The organism is Bradyrhizobium sp. AZCC 2289 (assembly GCF_036924615.1).
Classification (GTDB): Bacteria; Pseudomonadota; Alphaproteobacteria; order Rhizobiales; family Xanthobacteraceae; genus Bradyrhizobium.
This window is the reverse complement of the sequence record NZ_JAZHRY010000001.1, coordinates 2,562,821-2,582,830: the sequence shown is the minus strand read 5'-3', so window position 1 is coordinate 2,582,830 and position 20,010 is coordinate 2,562,821. Positions and strand designations below refer to the sequence as shown.

At 62.8% G+C, this 20,010-nt stretch carries 20 protein-coding genes; 13 read left to right on the top strand and 7 right to left on the bottom strand.

What is annotated here, in order from left to right:
* Positions 1 to 4 precede the first annotated feature (4 nt).
* The 4 genes from V1289_RS12615 (at position 5) to V1289_RS12600 (ending at position 3,043) form a co-directional block, all read left to right on the top strand.
* The gene (locus V1289_RS12615) at positions 5 to 475 is read left to right on the top strand and encodes a chemotaxis protein CheW (RefSeq protein ID WP_334397258.1); all 471 of its coding nucleotides are present in this window, start codon (positions 5 to 7) and stop codon (positions 473 to 475) included.
* 78 nt (positions 476 to 553) lie between these two features.
* On the top strand, positions 554 to 919 hold the full coding sequence (locus V1289_RS12610; protein WP_074273443.1) for a response regulator: 366 nt from the start codon (positions 554 to 556) through the stop codon (positions 917 to 919).
* 79 nt (positions 920 to 998) lie between these two features.
* Positions 999 to 2,168 (top strand): protein-glutamate methylesterase/protein-glutamine glutaminase, encoded by a 1,170-nt coding sequence (locus tag V1289_RS12605; protein WP_334397257.1) that lies wholly within the window; start codon positions 999 to 1,001, stop codon positions 2,166 to 2,168.
* The gene (locus tag V1289_RS12600) at positions 2,165 to 3,043 is read left to right on the top strand and encodes a CheR family methyltransferase (RefSeq protein WP_334397256.1); all 879 of its coding nucleotides are present in this window, start codon (positions 2,165 to 2,167) and stop codon (positions 3,041 to 3,043) included. The genes V1289_RS12605 and V1289_RS12600 overlap by 4 nt, the downstream gene beginning before the upstream one ends.
* A gap of 41 nt (positions 3,044 to 3,084) precedes the next feature.
* On the opposite strand, the gene V1289_RS12595 is transcribed toward V1289_RS12600, so the two are convergent.
* From V1289_RS12595 to V1289_RS12580, 4 genes are all read right to left on the bottom strand, one after another.
* Positions 3,085 to 4,242 carry a glutathionylspermidine synthase family protein gene (locus tag V1289_RS12595; RefSeq protein ID WP_334397255.1) on the bottom strand — a complete coding sequence of 386 codons (1,158 nt, stop codon included), beginning with the start codon at positions 4,240 to 4,242 and terminating at the stop codon, positions 3,085 to 3,087.
* 59 nt (positions 4,243 to 4,301) lie between these two features.
* Complete coding sequence (locus tag V1289_RS12590; RefSeq protein ID WP_334397254.1) at positions 4,302 to 4,526, bottom strand: hypothetical protein; 225 nt, start codon at positions 4,524 to 4,526, stop codon at positions 4,302 to 4,304.
* Positions 4,527 to 4,643: 117 nt separating this feature from the next.
* Positions 4,644 to 5,054 carry a hypothetical protein gene (locus V1289_RS12585; RefSeq protein WP_334397253.1) on the bottom strand — a complete coding sequence of 137 codons (411 nt, stop codon included), beginning with the start codon at positions 5,052 to 5,054 and terminating at the stop codon, positions 4,644 to 4,646.
* 2 nt (positions 5,055 to 5,056) lie between these two features.
* Entirely contained in the window at positions 5,057 to 5,461 is a 405-nt protein-coding gene (locus tag V1289_RS12580; RefSeq protein WP_334397252.1) for a DUF350 domain-containing protein, read from the bottom strand.
* Positions 5,462 to 5,708: 247 nt separating this feature from the next.
* On the opposite strand from V1289_RS12580, the gene V1289_RS12575 reads away from it, so the two are divergent.
* The 5 genes from V1289_RS12575 (at position 5,709) to V1289_RS12555 (ending at position 12,467) form a co-directional block, all read left to right on the top strand.
* Positions 5,709 to 6,896: a hypothetical protein gene (locus V1289_RS12575; protein ID WP_334397251.1), complete on the top strand. Its 1,188-nt coding sequence runs from the start codon at positions 5,709 to 5,711 to the stop codon at positions 6,894 to 6,896.
* A gap of 19 nt (positions 6,897 to 6,915) precedes the next feature.
* Positions 6,916 to 8,535: a S53 family peptidase gene (locus V1289_RS12570; protein WP_334397250.1), complete on the top strand. Its 1,620-nt coding sequence runs from the start codon at positions 6,916 to 6,918 to the stop codon at positions 8,533 to 8,535.
* A 115-nt stretch (positions 8,536 to 8,650) separates the two neighbouring features.
* A complete protein-coding gene (locus tag V1289_RS12565) occupies positions 8,651 to 8,893 on the top strand; it encodes a hypothetical protein (protein ID WP_334397249.1) in 243 nt (80 codons plus the stop codon).
* A gap of 80 nt (positions 8,894 to 8,973) precedes the next feature.
* Positions 8,974 to 10,812: a CHAT domain-containing tetratricopeptide repeat protein gene (locus V1289_RS12560; RefSeq protein WP_334397248.1), complete on the top strand. Its 1,839-nt coding sequence runs from the start codon at positions 8,974 to 8,976 to the stop codon at positions 10,810 to 10,812.
* A gap of 284 nt (positions 10,813 to 11,096) precedes the next feature.
* Entirely contained in the window at positions 11,097 to 12,467 is a 1,371-nt protein-coding gene (locus V1289_RS12555; protein WP_334397247.1) for a hypothetical protein, read from the top strand.
* Positions 12,468 to 12,581: 114 nt separating this feature from the next.
* On the opposite strand, the gene ctrA is transcribed toward V1289_RS12555, so the two are convergent.
* On the bottom strand, positions 12,582 to 13,283 hold the full coding sequence (ctrA, locus tag V1289_RS12550) for a response regulator transcription factor CtrA (protein WP_007600544.1): 702 nt from the start codon (positions 13,281 to 13,283) through the stop codon (positions 12,582 to 12,584).
* Between the two features lie 365 nt (positions 13,284 to 13,648).
* Here ctrA and fliI point away from each other — a divergent pair, with 365 nt between their 5' ends.
* The 4 genes from fliI (at position 13,649) to V1289_RS12530 (ending at position 17,128) form a co-directional block, all read left to right on the top strand.
* The gene (fliI, locus tag V1289_RS12545) at positions 13,649 to 14,974 is read left to right on the top strand and encodes a flagellar protein export ATPase FliI (RefSeq protein WP_334397246.1); all 1,326 of its coding nucleotides are present in this window, start codon (positions 13,649 to 13,651) and stop codon (positions 14,972 to 14,974) included.
* A gap of 109 nt (positions 14,975 to 15,083) precedes the next feature.
* Positions 15,084 to 15,503, top strand: coding sequence for a flagellar export protein FliJ (gene fliJ / locus V1289_RS12540; RefSeq protein ID WP_074273457.1), 420 nt, complete (start codon positions 15,084 to 15,086; stop codon positions 15,501 to 15,503).
* Between the two features lie 180 nt (positions 15,504 to 15,683).
* Positions 15,684 to 16,229, top strand: coding sequence for a sigma-70 family RNA polymerase sigma factor (locus V1289_RS12535; protein WP_074273458.1), 546 nt, complete (start codon positions 15,684 to 15,686; stop codon positions 16,227 to 16,229).
* 20 nt (positions 16,230 to 16,249) lie between these two features.
* Entirely contained in the window at positions 16,250 to 17,128 is an 879-nt protein-coding gene (locus tag V1289_RS12530; RefSeq protein WP_334407429.1) for an anti-sigma factor, read from the top strand.
* 149 nt (positions 17,129 to 17,277) lie between these two features.
* On the opposite strand, the gene V1289_RS12525 is transcribed toward V1289_RS12530, so the two are convergent.
* Together V1289_RS12525 and flhA are read right to left on the bottom strand one after the other, a co-directional pair.
* Positions 17,278 to 17,481 carry a hypothetical protein gene (locus V1289_RS12525; protein ID WP_334397245.1) on the bottom strand — a complete coding sequence of 68 codons (204 nt, stop codon included), beginning with the start codon at positions 17,479 to 17,481 and terminating at the stop codon, positions 17,278 to 17,280.
* 314 nt (positions 17,482 to 17,795) lie between these two features.
* Positions 17,796 to 19,928, bottom strand: a complete 2,133-nt coding sequence (gene flhA, locus V1289_RS12520) for a flagellar biosynthesis protein FlhA (protein ID WP_334397244.1) — start codon at positions 19,926 to 19,928, stop codon at positions 17,796 to 17,798.
* Positions 19,929 to 20,010 lie beyond the last annotated feature (82 nt).

Below are 20,010 nucleotides of genomic sequence, written 5' to 3'. Positions count from 1 at the left end.
GATGATGACCAGCAAGACCGATACCATCGAGGGCACCGTTGCCGAATACGTCACCGCCGTGATCGGCGGGCAGCTGTTCGGCCTGCCGATCTCGCGGGTGCAGGACGTGTTCATGCCGGAGCGGCTGACGCGGGTGCCGCTGTCGTCGGCCGAGATCGCCGGCGTGCTCAATCTGCGCGGCCGCATCGTCACCGTGGTCGACATGCGCGCGCGGCTCGGCCTGCCCAGGAACGACGACGGCAAGCCGCCGATGGCGGTCGGCGTCGATTTGCGCGGCGAATCCTACGGGCTCCTGATCGACCAGATCGGCGAGGTTCTCAGGTTGCCCGACGATAACCGCGAGGAAAACCCCGTCAACCTCGATCCCCGCATGGCCAAACTCGCCGGCGGTGTCCACAGACTGGACGGACAGCTCATGGTCGTCCTCGATGTCGATCGCGTCCTCGAAATCGTGCCCGCCCTGTTGGCGGCGTAAATATCTGCAGCAACGCAAGCGTACTAAAAACTGAAAATGGAAACGTCCCTTTGCGGGATTGGGAAGTAGAGGCCGAAAATGAGAACATGTCTGGTCGTCGATGACTCCAGCGTCATTCGAAAGGTCGCACGTCGTATCCTGGAAGGTCTGGATTTCCAGATCGTCGAAGCCGAGGACGGCGAGAAAGCGCTTGAAGTCTGCAAGCGCGCCATGCCCGAGGCGGTTCTGCTCGACTGGAACATGCCCGTGATGGACGGCTATGAGTTCCTCGGCAATCTGCGCCGCATGCCCGGTGGCGACGCGCCCAAGGTGGTGTTCTGCACCACCGAAAACGACGTCGCGCATATCGCGCGTGCGCTGCATGCCGGCGCCAACGAATACATCATGAAGCCGTTCGACAAGGACATCGTGACCGCGAAGTTCCAGGAAGTCGGCCTCATCTGATCTCGCGTATCCGGTCCGGCGGCAGAGCGGCCTTCGGCGTTAGTGTTGTAACCGTGCCGTTTGAGTCGTTGGTGAAGTAATGAGTGTTGCGTTGACAAGTTCCCCGGCTCCGACTTCGACACGGCAAGAGCCGCTGCGGGTGATGGTGGTCGACGACTCCGTCGTGATCCGCGGCATGATCTCGCGCTGGATCGGCGCCGAACCGGATATGGTGGTCGCGGCCTCGCTGCGCACCGGCCTGGATGCGGTCAACCAGCTCGAGCGCATCAACCCCGACGTCGCCGTGCTCGATATCGAAATGCCGGAGCTCGACGGCATTTCCGCGCTGCCGCAACTGCTGGCAAAGAAGCGCAACCTCATCGTCATCATGGCGTCGACCCTGACTCGCCGTAACGCGGAGATCAGCTTCAAGGCGCTGTCGCTGGGCGCGTCCGATTATATCCCAAAGCCCGAAAGCACGCGTGAAGCCGCCGCCGCCGAGACCTTTCGCCACCATCTGATCCAGAAGATCCGTCACCTCGGCGCCAAGGCGCGCCGCGGCGCGTCCACGCCGGCGAGCCCGCCTCTGGCGCCCGTGCTCGATCGGTCGCGCGACGCATCGGCCCGTCATACACCGGCGCCGGCGGCGCAGCCGCAGCTGATGCGCCGTCCGTTCAGCATGCTGGCACCACGCGTGCTCCTGATCGGTTCGTCGACCGGGGGACCGCAGGCCCTGATGTCGCTGGTCGCCGAGATCGGACCGGTGATCGATCGTTTTCCGGTGCTGATCACCCAGCACATGCCGCCGACCTTCACCACGATTCTTGCCGAGCATCTGGCGCGCACCAGTCGCCGTCCGGCGCACGAGGCCATTGACGGCGAGATCGTCAAGGCCGGCCAGATCTATCTGGCGCCCGGCGGCCGCCATATGCGCGTCGTGCGCCATGGCGCGGATGCCGCGATCGCGCTCGACGATGGACCGCCGGTGAATTTCTGCAAGCCCGCCGTCGATCCGTTGTTCAGCTCCGCGATCGATGTCTGGCAGGGCGGCATCATGTCGGTGATCCTGACCGGTATGGGTTCCGACGGCATGCGCGGCGGCAAGGACATCGTCGCCGCCGGCGGCAGCGTGATGGCCCAGGACGAGGCGACGAGCGTGGTGTGGGGCATGCCCGGTGCGGCCGCCAATGCGGGCATCTGCGCTGCCATCCTGCCGCTCAATCAGATCGGGCCGAAACTGGTTCGGGTGTTTTCGGGAGATCGTTCGTGACGCCTTCCGACTATGAGTATCTGCGCAGGCTTCTGAAAGAGCGTTCTGGCCTCGATCTGTCTGCCGACAAGCAATATCTGGTCGAAAGCCGCCTGGTGCCGCTGGCGCGCAAGTCGGGCCTTCCCGGTATTCCCGAACTCGTCCAGAAGATGAAGAGCGGGGCCGACGCCTTGACCGCCGAAGTGGTCGAGGCGATGACCACCAACGAGACGTTTTTCTTTCGCGACAAGATTCCGTTCGATCATATGAAGGAGACGGTGATTCCGGCGCTGGTTCAGGCGCGGGCCGCCCGCCGCAGCTTGCGGATCTGGTGCGCGGCTTCCTCCACCGGGCAGGAGCCGTATTCGATCGCGATGTGCCTGAAGGAGTTTGGTTCGGCGCTTGCGGGCTGGCGGACCGAGATTGTCGCGACCGACCTGTCGCAGGCCGTGCTGGAAAAATCCAAGGCCGGTATCTTCAGCCAGTTTGAAGTGCAGCGCGGTTTGCCGATCCAGATGCTGGTCAAGTATTTCACCCAGACCGGCGAGCTATGGCAGCTCAACGCCGAGATCCGCGCCATGGTGCAGCACCGCCGGCTCAATTTGCTGCAGGATTTCTCCCACCTCGGCACCTTCGACGTGATCTTCTGCCGCAACGTCCTGATCTATTTCGACCAGGACACCAAGGCCAATATCTTCGATCGCCTCTCGCGCATGCTCGAACCCGACGGCGTGCTGGCGCTGGGTGCCGCCGAATCCGTGGTCGGCATCACCAACGCCTTCAAGCCGTATCCGGAGCGGCGCGGGCTTTATCGTCCGAACACCGCGCCGGCGGCGCGCGCCGGCGTCACGATCATGGCGCCGCCCGCGTTGAGAGCGGTGGCTTCGGCGCGTTGAGCGCGACGGCTGAGAGGCCGTCGTCTTCGCTTGATGATGCTCTACAGGATCGCGTGCGGCAGGAACCGCGACGTATTGCCGGTGATCGGATTCTCGTCCTCGCGGATCGACAGGCCGCACGGCGCATGGTCGACCAGCCAGCTTCCAAGCACCGGATGCTGACCGGAAAAATTCGGCAATGGCGCCAGCGCCTGCCGGACGAAACCCTCGGCGCCATACGGTCCTTCCTGCTCCACGAGCGTGGTGCCGGCGCTGACCAGCGCGATGTTGGCGCCCTCGCGCGAGTATAGCGGCTTGCGCACGAACGACATGCCGAGCCGCGCTGCGTTGGGATCGTCCTCGAAATAGGCCGGCAGCAAATTGGGATGGTTCGGAAACATCTCCCATAGCAGCGGAAGAATGCCCTTGTTGGAAAGGATCGCCTTCCATGGCGGCTCGATCCAGCGCGTCGGCGCCTTCGCAAGTTTTGCGCCGAACGCGTCGCGAAACATCCATTCCCAGGGATAGAGCTTGAACGCGAGCTCGATTTCGCGATCGTCGAGATCGACGAAGCTGCCGTCGTCGCGCAATCCGATGTCCTCGATGTCGATCAGCGTGGTCCCAAGTCCGGCCTGGCTTGCGGTATCCTCCAGATAAGCCAGCGTGCCGGCATCCTCGGTACTGTCGGTCATGCCGGCGAGATGAAGGTGATGCGCGCCGCCGAGTTTCTTCCAGGCCTCGATCAGGCGTTCGTGGATCGAATTGAATTGATCGGCGCGCCTGGGGATGATGTTTCGTTCGATCGCCTGTTCGAGCCAGGTCCACTGGAACACCGCCGCTTCGAAAATCGAGGTCGGGGTGTCCGCGTTGTATTCCAGCAATTTTGCCGGGTTGCGGCCGTCGAAACTCAGATCGAGCCGGCCATAGAGGCTGCCATCGTCGCGGTGCCAGCTCTCCGAAATCAGCGGCCAGAAGGCTTCGGGAATCTTCAGCCGGCCGAGATAGTCTTCATCGTCGACGGCATGGCCGACGAGCTCGAGGCACAGCGCGTCGATCTCGGCGGTCGGCTGCTCGATCTGGCGTTCGATCTCATCGAGCGTGAAGGCATAGTACGCCCGCTCGTCCCAATAGCGCTCGCCGTCGATGGTGTGAAAATCGAACCCGGCGCTTTCGGCGGTCGCACGCCAGTCGTCGCGTTCGGGACAGATGATGCGCTGCATGGGCGTTATTGGCGCACGATCTTGTCGAAAAGCCGATTCCCGCTTTTTTGGATCATGCGTCAGCCGCCGCCATGGCCGTGACCACCGCCGTGACCATGGGCGTGGCCGTGGAAGCGAATACCGCCGAAGCCGCCATAGGCCGCGCGGCAGTAAGGCTTGCCGCCCGGACCGGGCACGGCCGTATTGCCGGGACCGCAGTCCCTTCGCGGCACCAGGCCCATCGATACGGCCCCGATCGCCGCACTTCCCATCAATGTCAGCACCACACGACGCGAGCGTTTCATGGTTGCGATCCTGTTTTCTGAGGGTCCGGAGCGGGTGCGAGTTTCCATCACCTCGTGGCGTCGGGGCAAGCAAAAGCGCTCCATTTCACGGCAACGTGCGGGAAAAAGCTGGTGTGATCAACCGCCGCCGGAAAAATGCGCGGCAAAGCTGTGCGCAAACGAGCCGAAGCCGCCGCGCGTCACCCCGCCCGAGCCGGAATCGGAGCCGCCCGATGACGCATGGCTCGAGGTGGAATCGCCCGAGAAGAAACTGCTGCGGGAGGAGAAGCCTCCGCCACCCGAGCCGCCGGATGAGGATCCCCGCGGGGGGCATTCGGCGTTCATTTGCGGGATCGCCGGACCCGCCATTCCCGGAGAAGGTGGCCGGCAATTCTCGTTTGGCATCAGCGCGTAGGCGCCGCCGCCGATCGCGAGCGTGCCCATCATGAGCAGCCCGACGTGTCCGGAACGCTTCACCGGTGGCTGCGGGCCCGGCCGCGCCACAACCGGTCGGCGTTTCCCGAATTCCTTGTTCTGAGACTTATCCATGGTCAGTAGATCATGCAGGCGGCGTTGAGCGCACCCGCCGCGAGCGAGGAAAGTCCGAGCCAGATCGCAGCCGCAAGTTCGCCCGCCGCGATCCGCGCCGACAGATTCGGCACCGGTATCTTGACGATGTAATAGACGATGATCTGGACCATCAGCGCGATCGTGCTCCAGATCAGGCAATCCCAGACATTGGCGGCGTGGGCGATGGCGCTGACCACCGGCAGCACGAAGCCGAGCAGGCTCAACCCCAGGGCGATCGCCGCCGCCGGGTCATTCTCCCGGATCAACTTGAATTCATCGTGCGGCGTGACGCGGGTGTAGACGAAGAGATAGGCGACGACGGCGACAAGCGCCGCGCAGAAATAGACCAGGAACGCCGGTAGCCCGGCGAGCGATTGTAGGATCATTGAGGGCGCCCCGACTCGTCCCGCTTCGCAGCAGCATAACGCATTAGTCGATGGACGCGAAGCGCTGGTTCAATTTCGAAAGATTGACGGCCGTTCGATCCTCACGCCGCCGGAACGAACGGCCCGTGTCTGTGATCGGCTTCACAGAGAATCCCGGAATGGTCGTCTATAACGCATGCAACCTGCAGTGTTATTCGAATTGGATGACCGACGGATTCCAGCCCTGACATTTTGGAGGAGAGCGACGATGAGACGATCGATCAATACCGCACTCGTTTGTGGTTTATTTCTTCTCCCCCATCTCCCGGCTGCGGCGCAGTCGACGCCGAATCCGGCGATGACGGCGCCGGATCAGGTGGCCTGGCAGCTCTTCATCCAGGCCAATACCCGGGCCGGCGGCAGCAACTCGACATTCGAGACCTGGGCGAGCGACAGCGACACGTTCAAGCCCACCCCGCAATTCCCGACCGGTGCGACGCCGCCGGCATTGCGGCGGCCGATCCTGCCGGCGCTCGCGCGCGAGGGCGTGCAGCAAAGCGGCGGACTGCTTCCCGCGCTGCCGCCCGGCATCGCGCAGGGCGCCACCGAAGAAACCCGCCACAACAAGGCGACGTTCGACTTTATCGTGCAAAACAACCTCTACAAGGTCTCCGGCCTGAAGGCCGCGTTCGGCAAGAATTTGCAGTTCCCGATCGACTCCATGGAGGTCAAGGCAAACTGGATGGCGGTCAGCGATATTCCAGCCTTCACCAATAACCGGGTCACGCTCGCGCAGGTGCCGCAACTCTACCACGTCAACAGCTCCGGCGGCGTCCAGTATGCGATGGTGGCGATGCACGTCATCAGCAAGCTGGTGCCGAACTGGACCTGGGCGACCTTCGAGCACAAGCTCAATCCGGCCAGGTGCGATATCCTCGGCTGCAAGGATGCGTTCGGGGCGCAGACGGCGTTCGTGGCCTCGAACCCGGTCGCCGGCCAGGGTTATCCCGATTGCACCAAGACGCAGGCACTGACCGCCATGCTGGCCAATGCGGACATCGATCCGGTCTATTCGAATTATTGCCTCAAGGGCTCGCAGACCGACTTTGTCGATAATGTCGGTCTCGATATTCGCGTCGGCAATTCCGTGACCGAGGACACCTTCGTGGCCACCGCATCATGCATGACCTGCCACGGCCGGGCCGTGTTCGACAAAACCGGCAAACCGACATCGGTCGCCGGATTCCTCTCGTTCACCGCCAACGGTCCGATCGGTCCGATCGGTCCATTGCTGCCCGCATGGTACTGGACCTTCAACAGCCAGCCGCCAATTTTCGAAGGCAAGCCCGGCCTCAGCCAACTTACCACCTCCGCCGATTTCGTCTGGTCGGTTCCATTATGCGCGATCGACGATACGCAGAATCCGATACCCGCCAGCAATTGCGCCGGAAAATAAAACGGGCTGAAGCGTGGGCATGACCGGGCAAAAGGTAGCGCTCGAAGGCAGTTATCGCGCCGAACCGGAAGGCGCGACTTACGTCGGCGACGTCGATCCGGATCAGCGGATCGTCATCACGGTGCACCTGAAGCGGCGCTCGCCCGACCAGTTTCAGCCGGGCAGCGCCGGCGACCTTGCACGGCTTTCGAAGCCGATCACGCGCCGCGCGCTTTCCGCGCAGCGCCGCCGCACCCACGCCCGGGCGGCGGCGCGCATCAGGAAGCTCGCGAAGGCAAACCACGTTACCGTGCGCAGCTTCGATCTGGCCCAGCGTATCGTGGTGCTGGAAGCAACCGCGCGGACGTTGGCCGAGGTGCTGGGCGCGACGCTGCGTATCTATGACGACGGTCGCGATCGCTTTCGCGCGCGCGTCGGCCAGTTGATGATCCCAAGAGCGATCGCGCCGTGGACCCGCGCCATTCTCGGCTTCGACACGCGGCCGTTTGCGGCGAGGCCGGTGAATTTCGTGCGGCCTCTTGCCGGCGCGGGAAGCGGACCCGGATTGTGGCCGACCGAAGTCGCGGCGCTTTACGGCATCCCGCTGGACCACGACGTGTCGTCGGTCTGCGTCGGCATCGTCGCGCTGGGCGGCGGCTATCTCGCCTCCGATCTCGCCAAGGCGCTGGACGGGATGCAGCGGACGGCCCCTCGCATCATCGACAAATCCGTCGTCGTCGACACCCCGGCCGCGGAAGACGGGTCGGTGCCTGCGGCGAACGGCAACAATTTCGGCGGCGGCACGGTATCCGACCAGGAGATCGCGCTCGATCTCCAGATTCTGGCCGGTTTGCTGCCGAAGGCCAGGATCGTGGTCTATTTCGCCGGCAATACCACGCAGAGCCTGGTCGGCGCGATCAATGCGGCGATCTTCGATGACGTCAATCGGCCGCAGGTGCTTTCGGTCAGCTGGGGCAGCGCCGAGAAATTCTGGTCGGATTCGGCGCGCGACGCCATGCAGGCGGTGCTGGCCGATGCGAAACGCCTGCAAGTCACCGTGCTGTTCGCCGCCGGCGATGAGCTGGCGACCGGTGGATTGACCGACGGCAGGGCTCACGTCTGGTTCCCCGCTTCCAGTCCCTATGCGCTGAGTTGCGGCGGCACGTCGCCGACGCCGGCTGCCGGCGGAACCGGCGTCAGCGCGGAAGCGGTCTGGAACGACGGATCGAGCGGGACCGGCGGCGGTATCAGCGATGCCTTTCCAGTGCCGGCCTATCAATCCGATCTGGCGCTGCCGCCCTCCGTCAACGACGGCGCCAGGCGGCGGGGCGTCCCCGATGTCGCCGGTGCCGCCGCCGGCACGCCCGGCTATCGCATCGTCCTCAATGGCGCCGAGGTGATCAAGGACGGCACCAGCGCGGTCGCCCCCTTATGGGCGGGCCTGATCGCGATCGCCAACGCGAGGCGTGGCGCGCCGCTCGGCTTCGTCAATTCCACGCTCTACGCCAACCCGTCCTCGTTTCGCCAGATCGAGCAGGGCAACAACCGCGTCGGCGGCAAAGGTTATGACGCCGGGCCCGGCTGGAATGCCTGTACGGGATTGGGCGTGCCGAACGGCGCCGACATCATCGCCGCACTCGCCGCGGTGCCGGTGGCATGACGGCGTTGGACGCGATGACGGCTGAACTACCATGGGCTTTTGTGCTAATTAATGTTCCTTAAAGTTGCATCGAGAAACTGGTTTTGCTAGGCTAACGACGTTGTGGGAGCAAGCCATGGTTTGGGCTCTCGACAAGCAGGACTCGCCGGCAGTTGGGTCGCCGCGCGAGCAGGTTGCTACGGAAGTTGCCGGGATCGGCGCGACCGTCCGCCCGGGCAAGGTGCGCAGCTACGCCCTTCTGCTGAATGACCCTATCGCGCGCAACGACTGGGCCTGGTTCGGCGGGGCGATATTCAACCCGATGCACCGGTTGTGCGGGCAGGTCGAAGTCGAAGATCGATTTTTATGCTGTGACTGAATTTTGGCTCCCGCGCGTTTGCGACGCGGGCGCAACCGAGTTGCCGCTGAAGTAAGAGATTTTGGCCGAGTGAGGCTGCAATGAGCGTCATTGAATATCATGATTTCGAGCTAGAGATCAGTTCCGATCCGGCCGGCAGTGGGCCGCAACAATACTATGGCAAGGTGCTGCGGTCTCCGGCCGGGGAAACGCCGCGATGCAAGGTGAAGTTCTGGTTTTCAGAACCGGGCGCGCTCGCCAAGCTGCGCGGCGATCTGGAAAATGCCGTTCTGGAAATCGACGACAAGAATCGCCATGGCCTCGCCTCGCGCGGGGAAAAAGTCCTGCGCGAGTTTGGACAGGAGGTTTTTCGCAGCATCTTCGTGAATACGCCGTCGATCCAGGATCTTTATGCGCGGAGCAAGAGCAAGGACCTGAGAATCAAACTACGCATCGAGTCCGCTGAACTGGCCGGACTGCCCTGGGAATATCTCTACGAAGAAAACGAGATGCCAAGCTTTGTCAGCCTTCGGCTGCCGATCGTGCGCTATCTCGAGACGGCGGGACAGGCCGCGCAAATGGGCGTCAAGGGCCCGCTTCGGATTCTCGGCATGATTGCCGATCCGGCGACCGCGGGCTGGCCGAAACTGGACGTCATCAAGGAAAGGGATCGCATCAACAGGGGGACGGACAGGCTGCAGCGTGAAGGGCGTGTCGACTTCCAGTGGGTTCCGGGCGGGACCGGAAAAGACCTGATGACCAAGCTGCAGGAAGGCGAGTGGCACGTCTTTCATTTCATCGGGCATGGCGGCGTCGAGGAACTGGATGAAGACGGCGGTGCGAGCAGTTTCGACGAGACCGGTTTCATCGTGATGGTCGACGAGGACGGCAAGCCGGTCAAGAAGTTCGCCTCCGATCTCGCGGTGATGCTGACAGGCGCACGCAAATCCCTGCGCCTTATCGTTCTTAACTGCTGCGAGAGCGCCAAGATCAATGTCGGCGACCGGTTCGGAAATCCGGCAATAGGCCTGATGCGGACCGGATGGTTGCCGGCAGTCGTCGCTATGCAGTTTCCGATCACCGATAGTGCGGCGATTTCGATGTCGGAGGGTTTTTATACCGCCTTGGCGAGTAACAGCCCGGTCGACAATGCGATTACGACGGCACGTCAATTCATCCAGAACGGATCGCGGGTCGAATGGGGAATTCCGGTTCTGTACATGCGTTCGGCCGACGGGAAGATTTTCGACGTCGAACACAACCCGCCCCTTGAAGCGACGGCTGCAGCGGTCAAGCCTTCCAGGGAAGTGCTGCTGCTGCAGCGCGCGGAATTCATGCTCGTCGCCGACGCGGCTTCCGGCTCCTCGGAAGAACTCGAGCAACTGTGCCAACGCGGCCAGGCACTGCTTGCCGGCCTGGAGGGCGACACGGAACTTGCCGCGCGTCTTGCAAAGATCTACCTCGATCTGGGAACCCTGCAACAGCGGCAAAAGCTGATCCCGAAAGCCGCAGCCAGCTTCGCCATGATGCTGAAGCTGGATCCTGCCAGGGCCGAGTATCGCGTACGCCGCGCCAATTTCAACGCGATGGTGGGACTCTACGAAAACGCGTTGGCCGATATTACCGAGGCGATCAAGCTCCAGCCGGACAACCCCGAGTTCTACTGGATCAAGGGCATTATCTGCGGCATGGCTTCCGGTCCCGACAACAGGCGCGGCTTCCTGGATGAGGCGATCAAGGCGTACGGCGTTGCGATCTCGCGGAACGCGCAAGAACCGAAATACCTCGTCTCGCGCGCGAACGCCTATGCGCAGATCAAGAATCCCGAGAGCGCGCTGAAGGACATGGACGCGGCGATCGCGCTGGCGCCGGATAACGCGGATTTCTTGTCGCAAAGAACGAGGATCGAGCGCCAGGCGAACGCCAATCAGGCAGCGTAAGAGAGGTCAGATGCCCGCCGTGGCTGGCCTGCATTATCGAGCGTAGCCGCGCATAGGAGGCCACCGTGTCGCTTGAAACGCTTCTCAAGGGATTGAACGATCTTGGTACGCATCTGGGCGGACCGCTGATCGTCGTCCTGTTTTATTGGTTCAGGTTCCGTACGCTGAAGGGCACCCGGTCCTACACCACGCGTGCATTGTTCTATTTCGGCGTCACCATCTTCATCATTCCATTCGTCGTGATCTACCTGTTGCTTCCGGCCAAGCTGTCGCCTCTGGCGGCAATGTGGCTGGCGATCTTCGTTTGGCTGGTACCTGTTATTCCCCTTGCGTGGCGGAACTTCTGTCAGGGCATTGCCGGGATTCCGACCTGTGCGTTCGACCTCCGCGACGAACTGGCTGGATCCCCCTTCGAACTCAGACCTGAAGACTGCGACGTTATCCGGCGAAAGTTCGGGCGGATCGGCTACCAGATTGACGATTTTGTCGCCGTGCAATCAACCGCCATCCAGTCTCGCCTGCTGAAGGTCGCCGCCATCATGCACCATCTGGAGCAGTGGTGCGCGAACGGCGAAACGTTCATCGAGCGCAACTCCGAACATTATGCCGAGCTGCTGCGCGTCTTTGACCTGGTTTCGTTCAAGGCGGTTCGCACGCTCAAGAGCAGCGCGGCAGTCTACGGGGCGATCATGCATGAGGGCAAAGTGGAGCCCGACGACTGGCACGCACTCGACTCGCTTGCCGCGCAAGACAGTCCGAGCAATCAACTTCAGCTGGCGGCCCAGAACGCCGCAGGAGGCATGCTGGAGGATTTGCGCAAGGATCTGGATTTCATGCTCGACAATCTGTTGCTGTTCATTGCGCGCGGGGCATTGGCGGGGGAGGGGGATTTTGCCGGCCGCAAACGCCGGCTGGAAGCGATCGGATTCACGATGAAGGCGCCGCCACCCGGCATCATGTGGACCGTGGCGACCGCGGTGGCGGTCACGGTGGGGTGGTCGTTGCTTTGGCTGATTGCCCTGAACCGTGATATTAGTATCCCCGGGGACAAGCTCTACGGCGTCATGCGTATGTTGATAGTCACGCCGGCGGAATTCGTCGTCAGTTTCTGGCTGGTCCATTATCTCAAGCGTCATTACGCGTTCGCAAACGAGGGTATGTTCGGTCAACCTCCGGTCGGGTTCATCCTGTCGGCCGGCCTTTTGGGCGCGCTGCCGATTTTTCCGGTTCAGGTCTATTTCGACTACAATCAGTTTTACGACCGAAACTTCTGGCAGGTGGTATTGGGCGACCTGCCTGTGTTGCTGTTTCCCTGGAGCCTCGGAACGATGACCGCCCTGCTGGTGCAGGATTCGATGTGGAGCAGCTACAAATCCAGGCGGATGAAGCGCGTACTGGACGGCGTCGTGTTCGGAGCCGGCATGGTGGTGGCGGTGCTGTTGATCTCGGCCATTCACAGGGTGTCCGATATTCCGGTCATGGAGCTGCTGGACCGTACATCCACGGTCGTGATGGTCCTGGGCGTGTTCGTTTGCACCTTCGCCTTTGGATTTGTCATCGGATATCTGGTGATCGCCCGGATCCGGGAGATCTCGTCGTCATCATACGTGGCCGACAAGGCTTTGATCTCGGACCAGGCGCTGATGCGCGCGTAGCCGCGGCAGCGGTGAGGGGCCGGGACAGCCTCCCCGCAAACGAAAACCCCGCCATTTGCGGCGGGGTCCAGTCGGGAGGAGCGAGCCTCGCGGCGCGCGGAAAACCCTGAGAGATCAGGCGGGGATGCGTTCTTCGACTTCGTGCGGCTCGCGCAGCACATAGCCGCGGCCCCACACGGTCTCGATGAAGTTCCGGCCTTCGGAAGCGTTCGCCAGCTTCTTGCGCAGCTTGCAGATGAAGACGTCGATGATCTTCAGCTCCGGCTCGTCCATGCCGCCATAGAGATGGTTGAGGAACATTTCCTTGGTGAGGGTGGTGCCCTTGCGGAGCGAGAGCAGCTCCAGCATCTGGTATTCCTTGCCCGTCAGATGCACGCGCTGGCCGCCGACCTCGACCGTCTTGGTGTCGAGATTGACCACGAGGTCGCCGGTCTGGATCACCGACTGGGCGTGGCCCTTGGAGCGGCGCACGATCGCATGGATGCGCGCAACCAGTTCGTCCTTGTGGAAGGGCTTGGTCATGTAGTCGTCGGCGCCGACGCCGAGACCTTTGACCTTGTCCTCGATCCCGGCGAGGCCGGAGAGGATCAGAATGGGGGTCTTGATCTTCGACACCCGAAGCTGCTTCAGCACGTCATAGCCGGACATGTCGGGCAAATTGAGGTCGAGAAGGATAATGTCGTAGTCGTAAAGCTTACCGAGATCGACGCCTTCTTCCCCGAGGTCCGTCGTATAGACGTTGAAACTCTCGGATTTAAGCATCAACTCGATCGACTGCGCGACGGCGCTGTCATCTTCTATCAGCAAAACGCGCATGCCAGTCCCCTATAGTCGCCGCTCCGGGCGTCAGGTCGGCCGCACTTGCGGCACTCAAAACGCCTTTGAACAACTGATTCGGATCCTGACTGGATATGGTTAACAAAAACTGATTCCTGTTCGCAAGCTCTGACCGTGCAATTTTTGTCGAATCGCCCTAAGATATTGCGTCGAAGCAGCTTTTCTTATCCGTTCTCGTTCAGGCTCCACTTTAAGAGACGGGCCTAACCGACTCCTCCGACTCATCCTTCTTCTGATGGACGAGCGTTCTCAGTCACCAAAGACAGTGACGTAATGATTAACGATGCGGGTAAACACGAGGTTAAGCGCCCCGTTCAAAAACGCGGAAACTTAAGGTTTTCGCAATGAAGGCGCTCGCGGAGCAGATAGGCGACATCGACGGCGTCAATATATATGGCCGCGTGGTCGGCGTGCGCGGGCTGATGGTCGAGATCGCCGGACCCATCCATGCGATGTCTGTCGGCGCGCGCATCGTGATCGACACCGGCGGCAACCGCTTCATCCCCGCCGAGGTGATCGGCTTTAGTGGCAACAATGCTGTCGTGATGCCGTTCGCGGGCCTCGAAGGTGTCCGGCGCGGCTGCCGCGCGGTGATCGCCAATGCCGCCAGTCAAGTGCGGCCGTCGCTGTCCTGGCTCGGCCGCGTCATCAACGCCATGGGCGAACCGATCGACGGCAAGGGGCCATTGGCGCAGGGCCCCTCGCCGATGCCCTATCGCAACTCGCCGCCGCCGGCGCATTCGCGCCAGCGGGTCGGCGCGCCGCTCGATCTTGGCGTGCGGGCGCTGAATACGTTTCTGACCTGCTGCCGCGGTCAGCGGCTCGGCATCTTCGCCGGTTCCGGTGTCGGCAAGTCGGTGCTGCTGTCGATGCTGGCGCGCAACGTCGATGCCGACATTACGGTCATTGGCCTGATCGGCGAACGCGGTCGCGAGGTGCAGGAATTTTTGCAGGACGACCTCGGCGATGAAGGCCTGGCGCGCTCGGTGGTGGTGGTCGCGACATCAGACGAGCCGGCCTTGATGCGGCGGCAGGCGGCTTATCTGACCCTGGCAATCGCGGAATATTTTCGCGACGAAGGCAAGGACGTGCTGTGCCTGATGGACTCGGTGACGCGGTTTGCGATGGCGCAGCGCGAGATCGGGCTGTCGGCTGGCGAGCCGCCGACCGCCAAGGGCTACACGCCGACCGTGTTCACCGAATTGCCGAAGCTTCTGGAGCGGGCCGGACCGGGCACCAGCGCCGGCACTATCACCGGTATCTTCACGGTGCTGGTCGATGGCGACGACCACAATGAGCCGATTGCGGATGCGGTGCGCGGCATTCTGGATGGCCACGTCATGATGCAGCGATCGATCGCCGAGCGCGGACGGTTTCCGGCAATCAACGTCCTCAAATCGGTCTCCCGGACCATGCCGAAATCGGCCGACCCGGCCTATCTGCCCGTCATCACCAAGGCGCGGCAGGTGATGGCGACCTATGCCGACATGGAGGAACTGATCCGGCTCGGGGCCTATCGGGCAGGTTCCAGCGCCGAGGTCGACGAGGCGATCCGGCTGCACGAGCCGCTGGAGGGGTTCCTTCGCCAGGCCAAGGAGGAAAACGCCAGCCTGGGCACCGGTTACCAGCAACTAGCGCAGATCCTCGCGAATTTGGAAACGGAACGCTAACTTTGTCAGGCCATCATCCCCGGCGCACCATTAGCTATGCCGGCGGGGCCCTCGGGGGGAGCCGGCTTTGTCCCGCGTTCAAAATGGGACTTCTGGGGAGTATGAGTCGATGAAGTCACGTGAAACGCTGATCCGCCTGAAGAAGTTTCAGGTCGATGAAAAGCGCCGAAGGGTCACCCAGATCGAAGGCATGATTGCCGACTTTCAGCGGATGTCGGTCGACCTCGAGCGCGAAATCCAGACCGAACAGGACCGGGCCGGGATCAACGATCCCACCCATTTCGCCTACCCGACCTATGCCAAGGCGGCGATCCAGCGGCGGGAGAATCTGACCCGCTCCGCCGACGAACTGCGCATCCAGCTTGAAGACGCCAAGAGCCTGCTGAGCGAAGCCTTCGAGGAGCTGAAGAAGGTCGAACTGCTGGACGAGCGTGACCAGGCGCGCGAGCGCGCCGAAGAAAACGCCCGGGAGCAGGCCGACATGGACAGTATCGGCCTGATGCGCGCCCGCATCGGCGCCATCGCCTGACGCCTCCGCGCCAATCCGAATATTCAATCGAAAGCCCGGGCCCCAAGGCCCGGGTTTTTAGTTTGATAATGCCCTCTGTTCGGCGAGTTGGTGGCCGATTTGGAGCAGGGTATGCTACCAAGGATTCTCGACACCTCCCGGCGTAACAAGCGATGGGGGATCGCGATTGGGGGACGCTGAATGCTGACGCCAGCTGAGCTGGTCTGGCTGATTGCCGCTGTTGCCAAGGGGGATGAAGCCGCTTTTGAGCGGCTTTACGCCGCCACGCGCGCGAAACTCTTCGGCGTGGTGCTTCGTATCTTGCGGCGACAGGATCTAGCGGAGGAGGTCATTCAGGAGACTTACGTCAAGATCTGGAACAGTGCCGGACAGTTCAATCCGGCGCTTGCTTCGCCGATTACATGGATGGCGTCGATCGCGCGCAACCGCGCCATCGACGTGGTGCGCAAGCGCAGCGAAACCTCGATCGAGGAGGAGCCGACGGCGATGGAAGTGGCCGCCGATTCGCCGGATCCGCTGGCGCGCCGCGAGATGACGGAAGAATTGAAGCGGTTGCTTGAGTGCGTCGGCCGTCTGGAGCCGGATCGGCAGAAGCTGGTGCTGCTGGCCTATTACAACGGCTGGAGCCGCGAGCAGCTGGCCGCGAAGTTCGAGACGCCGGTGAATACGGTGAAGACCTGGCTGCGCCGCAGCATGATGGATATCCGGGAGTGTCTCGGGCTTTGAAGGTTCTTGGACTCTGAATGATGGCCTATAGCGAAGACCATATCGCGCTCGCCGCGGAATACGCCCTCGGCACCCTCGATGCCGACGAACGCGCGCAGGTCGAGACCATGATGGCCGTCGACACCGAATTCACCGCCATCGTCCGCGCGTGGGAGCACCGGCTCGGCGCGCTCAACCAGATGGTCGGATCGGTCGAGCCGCGGCCGATCGTCTGGGAGAACATCCGCGCCGCCGTTGGACACGCCGAGCTGCAGACGCCGATGGTGCTGCCGGAAGCGCCGCCGCCGGCAGTACCCGTCGTCGCCGAACAGCCTGCCGCTGTCGTCGAGCCCGCTCCCGTTGCGGACACTTCGAACGTGATCCAGTTGGCGGGCCGGGAGCGGCGGTGGCGCAATATCGCGTCCTTTGCCAGCGCGCTCGCGGCGGCGCTGATCGCGATGCTCGCGGTGCAGCTCTTCCAGCCGGACCTGCTGCCCGAGGGCCTTCGCCCCAAACCGCGCACGCAGGTGGTCGAGGTGAAGACCCAGGTTCCGCCGGCACAGTCGTCGGCGCAATATGTCGCGCTGCTGCAGCCAAACGGCGGCGCGCCCGCGTTCATTCTGACGGTCGACGCCGCCACCATGAATTTCACCGTGCGCAAGGTCGGCGCCGCCGCCGAGCCCGGCAAGAGCTTCGAGCTTTGGCTGATCTCCGACAAGCTGCCGCAACCGCGTTCGCTCGGCGTGATCGGGGCTGCCGATTTTACCGCGCGGCCGGTGCTGGCGTCCTACGACGCCAATACCGTCAACACTGCGACTTATGCGGTGACGGTCGAGCAGGAGGGCGGATCGCCCGACGGCAAGCCGCACTCGGCGCCGGTGTATACCGGCAAGCTGATCGAGACCGTGCCGGCGCGCTGAGTTCCTGACCCCCCCAAAGAGAAAACGCCCGTGGGGAGCGGGCGTTTTCGGTAGTCAACTTGGGGTAGTTGGGGTCTTAAATATCCACGTTGGCGACTTTGGGGGGCTATTAAAGAGCCAGCGTGAATTGGTGAATTCCGTAGGTCCTCTTAGCGTACGAGTGAATTGTTCGAACTGGTGACGGCGACCGGCTTGCCGGCCTTCATCACCCGCGCCGTCTGGGTATAGCCTTCGTCCGAACCGGTGTAGCGCGCCGAGATGCTGACGCCAGCGACCAGGATACCCGCGAAGAGGGCAACGACCACGATCTTGAGATGGGTCATGCGGTCCGCGCTGTAGATCGAATGGTTCATGGAAGTCTCCTGCCGCCCTCCTGCGTTGAGTCTTCGTCGATCTCGTTCGCAGGCAGGTTCAACACCTCACGTCAAGGAACGTAGGGATTCCTCTTTTAGTTCCACAGAGGCGATCACAAGGCGGTGAAAAGACTTGAACGGGCGCGATTGAGGAAATCACGCACAACGCGAATATCGTATTTTATGTAATTATTTCAATTAGTTAAATGCGTAGAAGGTGGGTGGTCAAAACCACCCGCGCCACTGGCTTCCCCGACAAACCATTTGCCTGTGGCGAAAAAGTCTCGCCGCCGGCGCTTGATTTGCCGCCAGCCCTAGACACTGCCGACCGTCTTCAGCCGCGCCCTCGGGTGGATTTCCGCCTGCGACAGCACGGTCGTCTGCGACCGGAAGCGCTCGACCAGCGACCGCACGAACGGGCGGATCGAAGCCGAGGTCACCAGCACCGGCGCCTCGCCTTCGCGGGCGGCCTGCTCAAAGGCGTTGCGCACCGCGGTCATGAACTCCGACAGTTTTGACGGCTGCATCGCGAGGCTGCGGTCGTCGCCGGTGCCGACCAGCGACTCGGCAAAGGCCTGCTCCCATTTGGCCGACAGCGCGATCAGCGGCAGATAGCCGTTGTGCGAGGTGTTTTGCGCGCAGATCTGCCGCGCCAGCCGGGCGCGGACATGCTCGACCATGGTGGCCGGATTGCGCGAGAACGCCAGCGCATCCGCGATGCCTTCGAGGATGGTGGAGAGGTCGCGGATCGAGATGCGCTCGGCCAGCAGCAATTGCAGCACGCGCTGGATGCCGGACACGGTGACCTGGCTCGGCACGATGTCCTTGACCAGTTCGCCCTGTTCCTTCGGCAGGTCCTTCAACAGCTTCTGCACCTCGCCATAGGACAGCAAGTCGCTCATGTTGTTCTTGAGCAACTCGGTCAGATGGGTCGACAGCACGGTGGCGGCGTCGACCACCGTATAGCCCTTCAGGGAGGCTTCCTCCTTCAGGCTGGCATCGACCCAGGTCGCGGGCAGACCAAAGGTCGGCTCGATGGTGTGGATGCCGGGCACGCCGACCTGGTTGCCGGCGGGATCCATGACCATGAACTGGTTCGGCCAGATCTTGCCGTTGCCGGCGTCCACTTCCTTGATCTTGATGATGTAGGTGTTGGCCTCGAGCTGCACATTGTCGAGGATGCGCACCGCCGGCATCACAAACCCCATTTCGACCGCGAGCGAACGGCGCAGCGCCTTGATCTGCTCGGTCAGCCGATCGGTGCCGTCGGGGCCGTTGACCAGCGGCAGCAGCGCATAGCCGAGTTCGATCTTGAGATCGTCGATCTTGAGCGAGTTCGAGATCGGCTCTTCCGCCGCGGCGCTGGCCGCTGCCGCCGCCGCCGCCGGCGCGTTCGCTTCGGCCGCCGCCGCAGCACGGGTGGTGCGGTTGTGGTTGCGCGCCTTCCAGGCGAGGGCAGCCGCGCCGCCGCCGAGCGCCAGGAACGGCAGCATCGGAATGCCCGGCAGCAGCGCCAGCACCAGCATCACGCCGGCCGACATGCCGAGCGCCTGCGGATAGCCCGAGAGCTGCCGGATCAGCGCCTTGTCGGCGGCGCCGCTGATGCCGGCCTTGGAGACCAGCAAGCCCGCCGCGGTGGAGACGATCAGCGCCGGCACCTGGGTGACCAGGCCGTCGCCGACGGTCAGCACGGTGTAGGTCTTGGCGGCTTCGCCGAAAGAGAGGCCCTGCTGGGCGACGCCGATGATGATGCCGCCGATCACGTTGATGAAGACGATCAGGAGGCCGGCGACCGCGTCGCCGCGGACGAATTTCGAGGCGCCGTCCATGGCGCCGAAGAAGCCGCTTTCGTCCTCCAGCGCCTTGCGGCGTTCCTTTGCGACCTTCTCGTCGATCAGGCCGGCGGACAGATCGGCGTCGATCGCCATCTGTTTGCCCGGCATCGAATCCAATTGGAAGCGAGCCGCGACTTCGGCGATACGGCCCGAACCCTTGGTGATGACGACGAAGTTCACGATCACGAGAATCGCGAACACGATAATTCCGATCACGAAATTACCGCTCATCACGAAATTGCCGAAGGCTTCGATGACGTGGCCGGCCGCCGCCGTCCCTTCATGGCCGTGCGCCAGGATCAGCCGCGTCGAGGCCATGTTGAGCGACAGCCGCAGCATGGTCGAGATCAACAGGATGGTCGGGAACGAGGAGAATTCCAGCGGCGCCTGGATGAACAGCGACGTCATCAGGATCAGGATCGACACCGTGATCGAGATCGCCAGAAACAGGTCGAGCACGATCGAGGGCAGCGGCAGGATCAGCACCACCAGGATGGTGAGAACGCCGAACGCCAGCGCCAGATCGCCGCGCCGCAGGATGTCGCCGATTTCACTTAAACTGGGAAACTTGTTGCTGGCGGCTGCGCCCTGACCAGCGGTGACATCGACCATGGTAGCTGCTTCCCCCCGCGAATGCCGGCTGCGGGCGCCAAACGTCTGCGCGGCGGCCGAAAGACCACCGTTTCGAAAGTGA

What these genes read in the sequence shown, in the direction of transcription:
- V1289_RS12615 (WP_334397258.1), top strand. Translation starts at nt 5, where the DNA reads ATGACCAGCAAGACCGATACCATCGAGGGCACCGTTGCCGAATACGTC.
- V1289_RS12610 (WP_074273443.1), top strand. Translation starts at nt 554, where the DNA reads ATGAGAACATGTCTGGTCGTCGATGACTCCAGCGTCATTCGAAAGGTC.
- V1289_RS12605 (WP_334397257.1), top strand. Translation starts at nt 999, where the DNA reads ATGAGTGTTGCGTTGACAAGTTCCCCGGCTCCGACTTCGACACGGCAA.
- V1289_RS12595 (WP_334397255.1), bottom strand. Translation starts at nt 4,242, where the DNA reads ATGCAGCGCATCATCTGTCCCGAACGCGACGACTGGCGTGCGACCGCC.
- V1289_RS12590 (WP_334397254.1), bottom strand. Translation starts at nt 4,526, where the DNA reads ATGAAACGCTCGCGTCGTGTGGTGCTGACATTGATGGGAAGTGCGGCG.
- V1289_RS12585 (WP_334397253.1), bottom strand. Translation starts at nt 5,054, where the DNA reads ATGGATAAGTCTCAGAACAAGGAATTCGGGAAACGCCGACCGGTTGTG.
- V1289_RS12580 (WP_334397252.1), bottom strand. Translation starts at nt 5,461, where the DNA reads ATGATCCTACAATCGCTCGCCGGGCTACCGGCGTTCCTGGTCTATTTC.
- V1289_RS12575 (WP_334397251.1), top strand. Translation starts at nt 5,709, where the DNA reads ATGAGACGATCGATCAATACCGCACTCGTTTGTGGTTTATTTCTTCTC.
- V1289_RS12570 (WP_334397250.1), top strand. Translation starts at nt 6,916, where the DNA reads ATGACCGGGCAAAAGGTAGCGCTCGAAGGCAGTTATCGCGCCGAACCG.
- V1289_RS12565 (WP_334397249.1), top strand. Translation starts at nt 8,651, where the DNA reads ATGGTTTGGGCTCTCGACAAGCAGGACTCGCCGGCAGTTGGGTCGCCG.
- V1289_RS12560 (WP_334397248.1), top strand. Translation starts at nt 8,974, where the DNA reads ATGAGCGTCATTGAATATCATGATTTCGAGCTAGAGATCAGTTCCGAT.
- V1289_RS12555 (WP_334397247.1), top strand. Translation starts at nt 11,097, where the DNA reads ATGTGGCTGGCGATCTTCGTTTGGCTGGTACCTGTTATTCCCCTTGCG.
- ctrA (WP_007600544.1), bottom strand. Translation starts at nt 13,283, where the DNA reads ATGCGCGTTTTGCTGATAGAAGATGACAGCGCCGTCGCGCAGTCGATC.
- fliI (WP_334397246.1), top strand. Translation starts at nt 13,649, where the DNA reads ATGAAGGCGCTCGCGGAGCAGATAGGCGACATCGACGGCGTCAATATA.
- fliJ (WP_074273457.1), top strand. Translation starts at nt 15,084, where the DNA reads ATGAAGTCACGTGAAACGCTGATCCGCCTGAAGAAGTTTCAGGTCGAT.
- V1289_RS12535 (WP_074273458.1), top strand. Translation starts at nt 15,684, where the DNA reads ATGCTGACGCCAGCTGAGCTGGTCTGGCTGATTGCCGCTGTTGCCAAG.
- V1289_RS12530 (WP_334407429.1), top strand. Translation starts at nt 16,250, where the DNA reads ATGGCCTATAGCGAAGACCATATCGCGCTCGCCGCGGAATACGCCCTC.
- V1289_RS12525 (WP_334397245.1), bottom strand. Translation starts at nt 17,481, where the DNA reads ATGAACCATTCGATCTACAGCGCGGACCGCATGACCCATCTCAAGATC.
- flhA (WP_334397244.1), bottom strand. Translation starts at nt 19,928, where the DNA reads ATGGTCGATGTCACCGCTGGTCAGGGCGCAGCCGCCAGCAACAAGTTT.